The 8,378-nt window shown below is 63.4% G+C and carries 12 protein-coding genes; 9 read left to right on the top strand and 3 right to left on the bottom strand.

The annotated features are described in order from the left end of the window. Positions 1-441, top strand: a 441-nt coding sequence (locus CP49_RS39915; protein ID WP_156438906.1) for a DUF3095 family protein, incomplete at its 5' end; no start/stop codon positions are given. A 140-nt stretch (positions 442-581) separates the two neighbouring features. Here CP49_RS39915 and CP49_RS39910 read toward each other — a convergent pair. From CP49_RS39910 to CP49_RS39900, 3 genes are all read right to left on the bottom strand, one after another. Further along, positions 582-1,025 carry a DUF2147 domain-containing protein gene (locus tag CP49_RS39910; protein WP_057855558.1) on the bottom strand — a complete coding sequence of 148 codons (444 nt, stop codon included), beginning with the start codon at positions 1,023-1,025 and terminating at the stop codon, positions 582-584. 85 nt (positions 1,026-1,110) lie between these two features. Further along, complete coding sequence (locus tag CP49_RS39905) at positions 1,111-2,493, bottom strand: MATE family efflux transporter (protein WP_057855557.1); 1,383 nt, start codon at positions 2,491-2,493, stop codon at positions 1,111-1,113. Between the two features lie 85 nt (positions 2,494-2,578). Next, positions 2,579-3,118 (bottom strand): GNAT family N-acetyltransferase, encoded by a 540-nt coding sequence (locus CP49_RS39900; RefSeq protein WP_057855556.1) that lies wholly within the window; start codon positions 3,116-3,118, stop codon positions 2,579-2,581. Positions 3,119-3,295: 177 nt separating this feature from the next. Here CP49_RS39900 and CP49_RS39895 point away from each other — a divergent pair, with 177 nt between their 5' ends. The 8 genes from CP49_RS39895 to CP49_RS39855 all read left to right on the top strand — a co-directional run bounded on the left by CP49_RS39895 (position 3,296) and on the right by CP49_RS39855 (position 8,378). Further along, positions 3,296-3,898, top strand: coding sequence for a superoxide dismutase (locus CP49_RS39895; protein WP_057855555.1), 603 nt, complete (start codon positions 3,296-3,298; stop codon positions 3,896-3,898). Positions 3,899-4,161: 263 nt separating this feature from the next. Further along, positions 4,162-4,536 (top strand): fluoride efflux transporter CrcB, encoded by a 375-nt coding sequence (crcB, locus tag CP49_RS39890; RefSeq protein WP_057855554.1) that lies wholly within the window; start codon positions 4,162-4,164, stop codon positions 4,534-4,536. 146 nt (positions 4,537-4,682) lie between these two features. Further along, positions 4,683-5,276 carry a permease gene (locus tag CP49_RS39885; RefSeq protein WP_057855553.1) on the top strand — a complete coding sequence of 198 codons (594 nt, stop codon included), beginning with the start codon at positions 4,683-4,685 and terminating at the stop codon, positions 5,274-5,276. A gap of 59 nt (positions 5,277-5,335) precedes the next feature. Then, positions 5,336-5,776 carry a hypothetical protein gene (locus CP49_RS39880; protein ID WP_057855563.1) on the top strand — a complete coding sequence of 147 codons (441 nt, stop codon included), beginning with the start codon at positions 5,336-5,338 and terminating at the stop codon, positions 5,774-5,776. 614 nt (positions 5,777-6,390) lie between these two features. Next, positions 6,391-6,609 (top strand): GDCCVxC domain-containing (seleno)protein, encoded by a 219-nt coding sequence (locus CP49_RS48440; protein ID WP_245311099.1) that lies wholly within the window; start codon positions 6,391-6,393, stop codon positions 6,607-6,609. A 29-nt stretch (positions 6,610-6,638) separates the two neighbouring features. Further along, complete coding sequence (locus CP49_RS39865; RefSeq protein WP_057855551.1) at positions 6,639-7,277, top strand: cation efflux transmembrane domain-containing protein; 639 nt, start codon at positions 6,639-6,641, stop codon at positions 7,275-7,277. Positions 7,278-7,517: 240 nt separating this feature from the next. Beyond that, on the top strand, positions 7,518-7,835 hold the full coding sequence (locus tag CP49_RS39860) for a hypothetical protein (RefSeq protein WP_057901844.1): 318 nt from the start codon (positions 7,518-7,520) through the stop codon (positions 7,833-7,835). 351 nt (positions 7,836-8,186) lie between these two features. Then, entirely contained in the window at positions 8,187-8,378 is a 192-nt protein-coding gene (locus tag CP49_RS39855; RefSeq protein WP_057855549.1) for a hypothetical protein, read from the top strand.

Below are 8,378 nucleotides of genomic sequence, written 5' to 3'. Positions count from 1 at the left end.
GGGCCGCCGCTGCGCTGGCCGCCGGCCGGCGTGGAGTATGAGGCGCGCGCCGCCCGCGGCGGCCCGCTATTGAAGCGGCGCACCGTCGTGCTCGCGGTGACGCTGTGGGCCTATGTCGTGATGCGCTTCGGCATCAAGGTCGGCAATTTCGTGCCGAAGAATTACGTGCAGCAGGTGGTGGAGAATTCCGACTTCCGCAAATATGACGACGGCCTGCGGATGATCCTCGATTGTACCGCGGAGCTGGAGCGCGCGCTGGCAGAGCTTCTGGCCAAGGCGGCTTCGGAGAAGATCGTTCGCTACGGCCTGCACCGGCAGGACGCAGCGATGATGACCTGCTTCACGCCGTCGGTGATGCGCAGCGATCACGTCCACTTCATCGACGGCGCGCGCGGCGGTTACGCCTCGGCGGCGACCGCGCTGAAGGCGATGGCGGCGTAGGGCGGTAACGATTGCTATTACACCCTCATGGTGAGGAGGCGCATAGCGCCGTCTCGAACCAAGAGGCCCCGCCGGTGCCATTCATCCTTCGAGACGCGCTTCGCGCTCCTCAGGATGAGGTCTGACATCGAGGCGATACTTCACCTTCCCACCCGCGTCCAGTTTTCGCCGCCGCAGAGCGCGCCGACGCAGCCTTCGACCCTCAGCGTGTCCGGGCCCGCCAGCGAGACGGTGCTTGCATAGCTTGAGCCGTCGTCGGCGTTGTAGATCTGGCCCGACCATTTGTTGGGCGAGGCGGGCTGCATGCCGCTGAACAGCGGAAGGCCGATCATCGGCCGCTTCTTCAGCGCTGGATCGGGATTCTTGTCATCGACCTGAGGCTTGCCGGTCGCTTGATCGATCGGTTCTTTCAGCCCGACGATCACGCCGCAGATGCCGCCGCCACATTTGCTGACCTTGACCCGCGCATCGCCGGACTGCGTCAGCCAGACGCCGGTCGGCTCGCCGGCGCCTTGCGCGAAGGCCGGTGGGGCGGCCAGCAATGCCGCCGAGATCGCGATGACGAGAGTTTTTGTGCAAGCCATGAATCATTCCTTCGAAAAAGCAGGCTTGCATAGCAACAAATCAGATTTGCGCAACGTCAGATGGCGTGTTCTCGTTGCCTGCCGGTCATTTGCCCCAGCGGGTGAGGCAGATCGACAACGCCGTACCGAGGCCGTAAACGACCATCGCCGCGCCCACCAGTGCGAACAGTGCCCATGCCGGCGCTCCCGCCGAAGCCAGCCACCAGCCGCCGCCACCGACCATCAGCAATCTTGCGGTGCCGGCCATCACGGGACCGCCGACCTTCGCAGCCCCTTGCGAGGAAAAATAGAGGCAGACGCCCATCCCGAAAAAGGCGAACGCCGGGCCGGCCCAGACGAGATAGGAAGAAGCCGCGGCGGTGACGCCGGGATCGCCGGTGAACATTGAAACCCAGAGCGACGGCATTACTGCGACGATCAGTCCGATGGCGCCCACGGTGATGCCGGCGACCGCGCCCGCGATCCACGCCACCTGCCGCGCGCGCGTCACCAGCCCTGCGCCAACAGCCATGCCGACCATCGGCACCGAGGCGACGCCGAATGCGAAGGCGATCGGCGTCAGCAGAAATTCCAGCCGCGAGCCCATGCCGTAGCCGGCCAATGTCTCGGTGCCGTAGCCGGCCAGGATTTTGGTGAAGATCAGGACCGTCAGCACGGTCTGCAGCGGTGACAGGCAAGACACCGCGCCGACCTTGAGAATGTCGAAGAACATGTCGCGCTGGAATCTGAAGCCCTTGAAGTCGAGCACCAGCCGGCTGCGGCCGCTGACGAGGTGCCAGGTGAGGTACATAGCCCCGAGCGTGAAAGCGGTGAGCTGGCCTGCGGCAACGCCGGCCATGCCGAGCTGGGGCAGGCCGAACAGCCCGAGGCCCAGCGCGCCGCCAACGGCGATCTGCACCAGCGCGGTGCCGATCAGCGTTACCGGTGGGATGCGCATGTCGCCGGTGCCGCGCACCACCGAGGCCAGCGTATTGACCAGCCAGATCGCAATCGCGCCGGAGAACAGCACGTGCGAATATTGCATGGCCTGCTCGAGCACGCCGCCGCGCCCGCCGAGCAGCGCGTAAAATGCGCGGCCGAAGGCCAGCATCGTCACCGTGAAGAACAGCCCGGCGCAGGCGCCGATCATTGCCGCATGCAGCGCCAGCGTCGCTGCGCGGTCGCGATCGCCTGCGCCGATCGCCCGGCTGATGGCGGAGGAAACGCCGCCGCCCATCGCGCCCGCCGACATCATCTGCGTCAGCATGACGAAGGGAAACACCAGCGCGATGCCGGCGAGCGGCTCGGTGCCGAGCCGGCCGATATACAAGGTCTCGGCGACCGCAACCAGCGTCGTGCCGACCATGGCGATCGCATTGGGCAGCGCGAGCTTCAACAGCGTCGGCAGGATCGGCGAGGCGAGCAGGGCGTTGGTCGGAGCTGACGGGACCGCGGCGGGGCGCATGTCGAGCGGGGCGTCAATGGTCATGCGTCACGTCACCCAAATGAAATAGATTATGGATGACATATTATCCGGCCGGGCCGGCGCAAGTCACCCCGCGCCGCCGCAGGGGTCACCACGGCAGGCCGCATAGGTCGATGACGCCGTCGCGCGGTTTGCGGGTAAAATCGAACACGAACGGCGCCATAGCCTCGAAACGAACCCGTCCCTCCGGCTGTTCGGCATAGATCTCGCCCGCGAACGGATGCCAGCCGCGCGCCTGGTAGAATGCTTCGTTGTGCGGCTCGCAGAACAGGATCGCAAACCTGACAGCCTCGTGGTCGCGCAGGGTCCTGACGGCGGCGTTCAGCGCCAGCGTAGCGTAGCCGCGCCCCCGGCAATCCTCTCGGGTCGAGACGCCGCCGATGCCACCGACATGAACCTTGCGCCCGTCCCAGATGGCGTCACGGAAGTAGATGCCGACATGGCAGGCAAGGCCCGGGCTGGGCGAATCCTCCGGCGCGTCAATCAGCACGCGCAGATCGGCATGGGCCCATTTGACGTGACCCCAGGGCAATTTTTCCACGACATGGCGCGGCCATACCGCGTTCATCAGCGGTTCGGCCCTCGGCCATGATGCGTCGCCGTTCAGGACATCGATCTCGATACTCATGTCATTCCCTTGTCTCATTCCCTCGTCGCGTCGCCCTTGCCCGTCATACGCTGGACGCGGAGGGGCGTTACGCAAGACCCCTGCCGTTTTGCCAAAATGCGGTGTTTAAGACCGATGGAACCTTCTATAAGGGTTCCCGTTAGACTTCGTCGTCTCCCATCAGTTCGGACATCACCCATGACCTTCACGCTGCCCAATCTCCCCTATTCCCACGACGCCCTTGCGCCCCACATGTCCAAGGAAACGCTGGAATATCACCACGACAAGCATCACCAGGCTTACGTGACCAACGGAAACAACGCGATCAAGGGGACCGAATTCGAAGGCAAGTCCCTGGAGGAGATCGTCAAGGGTTCGTTCGGCAAGAATCCGGCCGTGTTCAACAATGCCGGCCAGCACTACAACCACCTGCATTTCTGGAACTGGATGAAGCCGAACGGCGGCGGCAGCAAGCTGCCCAGCCGTCTGGAAAAGAAGATCACCGAGGACCTCGGCGGTCTCGACAAGTTCAAGGCCGATTTCGCCGCGGCCGGCGTCGGCCAGTTCGGCTCCGGCTGGTGCTGGCTGTCGGTCAAGAACGGCAAGCTCGAAATCTCCAAGACCGCGAACGGCGAAAGCCCGCTGGTCTACGGCGCAACGCCGATTCTCGGCTGCGACGTCTGGGAGCACTCCTACTACATCGACTATCGCAACCGCCGTCCCGACTATCTGAAGGCGTTTTGCGAGAATCTGATCAACTGGGACTATGTCGACGAGCTGTTCGGCAAGGCCGGAGCGTAAACACGGTCATTCCGGGACGATGCGAACTCCGATGTGCAATTGCACATCGGAGAATCCATCGGGCCGCATGCTCTGCCGTGAAATGGATTCCGGGTTCAGCCCTGCGGGCTGCCCCGGAATGACAGCGGAGTGAAATTCGAAGGGCGGTAGCTGTGGCTACCGCCCCTTTTTGTTGGCGTGTTGGTACCGATCCTTGCGGTCATCGCTCCCTTGCGGCACAAGCGGCATGCCGAGTGCCTTTGCTGACGTGGAAAAATGCTGCGATGAGCTATTTACTGGTCTTTTTCGGCGGCGGCCTTGGCGCAAGTCTGCGCCATCTCATCAACCTCACCTGCGCCCGCTGTCTCGGCACCGGATTTCCCTGGGGCACCTTCATCATCAACATCACGGGCTCGACCGTGATGGGGCTGATCGCGGGCTATCTCGCCTTCAAGGGCGAGGCGTCGCAGCCCTGGCGGCTGTTTTTGATGACCGGCGTCCTCGGCGGCTACACCACGTTTTCGGCCTACTCGCTCGATGCGGCGCTGCTCTACGAGCGCGGCGAGCTCGCCCTGGCGGCGCTTTATGTGGTCGGCTCTGTCGTGCTCTCGATTGCCGGGCTGTTTGCCGGCCTTGCGCTGGTCCGCCAGTTCACCTGAACCAACAGCCCGCCGAACGCTGCCCGCGTGACGTCCTCGCATGGGCATGTCTCTGTTGCGCATGGGTATGGTCCAGCTTCCGTTTGCTTCGCCACAAGGGCGGGACTAAGCAGGATGGACTAGCTTCACCCGCCGACACGATCGCCTTGTCAGAACCTCCGATAAAAGATCCGGCGCCTGCCGACGACGCCGAACAGCGCCCGCGGCCCGCCCGCAAGCCCGTCGGCTGGTCGATGATCTTTATCGGCGCGCTCGTTGCGGTCAGCGCCACGCTGGTCTGGCGGCGCGACGGCATCGATGGCGTGCTCAAGATCCTCACCCACGATCTCTGGCTGTTCGCCGAAATCATGCCGCGCGTGCTGGCCGGCTGCCTCCTCGGCGGATTCATCGCGGAAATCCTGCCGCACGAAAAAGTCTCGCGATCGCTCGGGCCGTCTTCCGGGCTGAAGGGATTGCTGATCGGAACGGCGTTCGGCGCGATCCTGCCGGGCGGTCCCTTCACCGCCTATCCGGTGGCAGCGGCGCTCTTGACGGTCGGCGCCGATTTCGGCGCCACCATCGCGATGGTGGTGAGCTGGACGCTGATCGGCTACGGCCGCGCGGTCGCCTGGGAATTGCCGATCCTCGGCACCGATTTCACGCTGTGGCGCATCGTGATCTCGCTGCCGATCCCGGTGCTGGCTGGCTGGCTCGGCCGCTTCATCTTCGTGCGGATGTACCCGAAGGGCGAGCCTTCGTGACCGTCTCCGCACTGATCATCGACATCACCTTGTGGGGCTCGGTCGCTATCCTCGGCTTCATGGCCTGGCAGCGCGGCCGCGTCGTGCTGGTGTCGTCGGTGCGCGAAGGCAGCATGGACTTCATCAACATCGTGCCGCGCATTGCGCTCGGCGTGATCGGCTCCGGCTACATCGCAGCCGTCATTCCGCCGGAAGTCATCACCGGCTGGCTCGGCCCGGACAGCGGCTGGTTCGGCGTCTTGACCGCCGTCATCGCCGGCGCGGCGACCCCGGGCGGCCCGGTGGTCGGCTTCTCGATCGGCGCGGTGGCATTGAAGGTCGGCGGCGGCTCGCCGCAGGTGATCGCCTATGTCGTCGCCTGGGCGCTGTTCGCCTTCCAGCGCATGATCCTCTGGGAAATCCCGTTCATGCCGGCCCGGTTCGTCTGGTTTCGCGCCGCGGTCTCGGTGCCGTTTCCGTTCCTGGCGGCAGCGATCGCGATGGTGATCGGGAAACCGTGATGGTACACGCTAAAGATGTCATGGACATAAGCATAAATCAGAGATGGGCAGAAATCCCGTAAATCACCGGATGAAGAGCTGGTTGCGTTCGTGAATATCGGCTAAGACTCGCCCCGTTGGGGCGGGACCAGCCAATGTAGGGGTGTACATGAAGAAGGGCGACGTAACCTGCCCAAACTGCGGGGCCGGATTCAGACGGCTTGAGCTTTCGTCACAGGTTGGGGCCAAGGGCGAATATCACTGCCCAGCCTGCGATATGGCGCTGGAGGTCATGGACGGTAGCAAGCTCGTTGCCTATCGCCTCACGATCCAGCCTTCCACTCGGACCTTGAGGGCTTAGCGGGACCGCCTGCCTTGCTCTGAAATTCAGACGGTCCCTGCCAGCCACATCAATTGTCCTGCCCCATAGGCAGCGGCTGTAGCCAGCCAACGAAAGACAAGCAAACCAATTTAAAATCCTTATGACAGAGGCCGCCTCGGTTGGCGGCCTCTTCTGCAGGCGCCTGCAATTAATTCCATCAGGCCGTGAAGGATTGGAGAGGTATATTGAAACAGGCCGCCAACTGAGGTGGCCTTACGAGGCCAACATGAGCGTGCGCCGGGAGTTTAGGGCCATGCAGCTTGAATCGACACTGACCTGTCCCTCGTGTGAGCACCAAGCCATCGAGACAATGCCGACAGACGCCTGCCAGTTCTTCTACGACTGTCAGCATTGCGGCACCCGGCTTAAGCCCAAGCCGGGCGATTGCTGCGTTTACTGCTCTTACGGAACCATGCCGTGCCCGCCGGTCCAGATCGACGGCAAGGGAACGTGTTGCAGCGTTATTGTGTAACCCCGCTTCGCGCAGCTAATCTTCCCTTCATGGCGGACCACTGCTGCGCACCACCACCCCTGAACCTCGGCCCGCGCCAAGACGTGAGCGTCTTTCGTCGCGTGTTGTGGGCCGTGCTCGGCATCAACGCTGCGATGTTCATGGTTGAGATCGGCGCGGGCTTGGCTGCCGGCTCCGCCTCGCTCCAAGCCGACGCGCTCGATTTTCTTGGCGATGCGGCAAACTACGCGATTAGCTTGTTCGTGGTCGGCATGGCCTTGCACTATCGGGCCAGCGCCGCGCTTGCCAAGGGCGTCACGATGGGCGTTTTCGGGCTGTGGGTTATCGGCGTCACCACCTGGCATGTCCTGCACGGGACGCTGCCGCAGGCCATCACCATGGGCAGTGTCGGCTTTGCCGCGCTGGCCGCCAACGCGCTATCCTTTTACCTGTTGTGGCGCCACCGCACGGGCGATGCCAACATGCGGTCGGCCTGGATTTGCACGCGTAACGATGTGCTGGGCAATCTGGCTGTGTTGCTGGCGGCACTTGGCGTGTTCGGCACTGGCACCGGTTGGCCTGACACAATCGTCGCTGCGATTATGGCTGTGCTTGCGCTGCAAGGCTCAGCGACCGTCGTGCGGCACGCTCTGGCCGAGTTGAAGCAGCCTGCTGCAGCGACAGCTTAGGCTGCCGTCTCACGTCGGAGGTCCTCCGGCAGCTTGCGGAAATTCTCCGCCGTTGTCGGATGGCCGGGCGCGCGCCAGAAAAACAACGTGTCCTAATCGGGACAGCACCCAAATCTAAGTGCTGGCCTGTGGGTGGGTTGGCCGTGGTGCCTTCGTACCCAGTTTCTCGACCGCTCGATCCATGTCTGGGCCGCCGGTGTGGAGTTAACATGTTGAAAATTAACGTGAATCATGGGAGCGATGTTTGCCGCGATGCTGGCCGCGAGTGGTCATGGAACCGCCCTGTTCCCATCAGAATTCAGCTTTGGTTCCATTTCACTATTTTTTGTAAATAATTTTTCGAGTATCGAAATGCGTACCCTCGGTATTTCCGCGATCGTCATAGCTGTTGGCCTGGCCGCACTGTCGATCATTTTCATCCAAATGGCTCACGGCGATGGATGGTCGGGTGGCTCGGCCTGCTCGATGGCTGAGAGCCTTTGCCGCCAGCCATCTCTCATGGCCATACCGGTCTTGGCGACGATGGCTTGGGGCCTGCTGTTGCTGACGGACAGGTAGGGCCGCCCCAGTCGGCGCCGCGCTCAAGCGACGCGGTCTACGTCATTGCGAGCGAAGCGAAGCAATCCATGCCTCCACTGCCGCGCGATGGATTGCTTCGCTTCGCTCGCAATGATGGAGAGAGAGCCGTTGCATACTGAGGCAGACCATACCCCAGCCACGCTGCGCTCCCTCCCCTCTTGCGGGGGAGGGTGGGGGAGAGGGGTGGCGGCCAACGGTGGTGTGCGTGGCTTACCCCTCTCCCTAACCCTCTCCCGCAAGGGGAGAGGGAACGCACCCTTTTGTGGGCCACTGCTGCGGCCGTCCCCCACGTGCGTGGACTCCCGCAATGTTATATTATAACGTCTATCCATGTCTCACGCCGGTTCCCACGACCACGCGCATCATCACCACGGCCAAGCCCACAGCCACGGCCCGGCAACGCCGCATCCGGCGCAGGCGGCTCCCTGGTCGATCCTGCGCATGACGGTTGTCGCCCGGCTCGCGGCGGCGCTCGCGGTCAGCGCTGGCCTGTGGGCGGTCGTGCTGGTGGCGATGAGGTGA

The organism is Bradyrhizobium valentinum, assembly GCF_001440405.1.
Lineage (GTDB): Bacteria > Pseudomonadota > Alphaproteobacteria > Rhizobiales > Xanthobacteraceae > Bradyrhizobium > Bradyrhizobium valentinum.
This window is presented reverse-complemented; position numbering and strand designations above follow the sequence as displayed.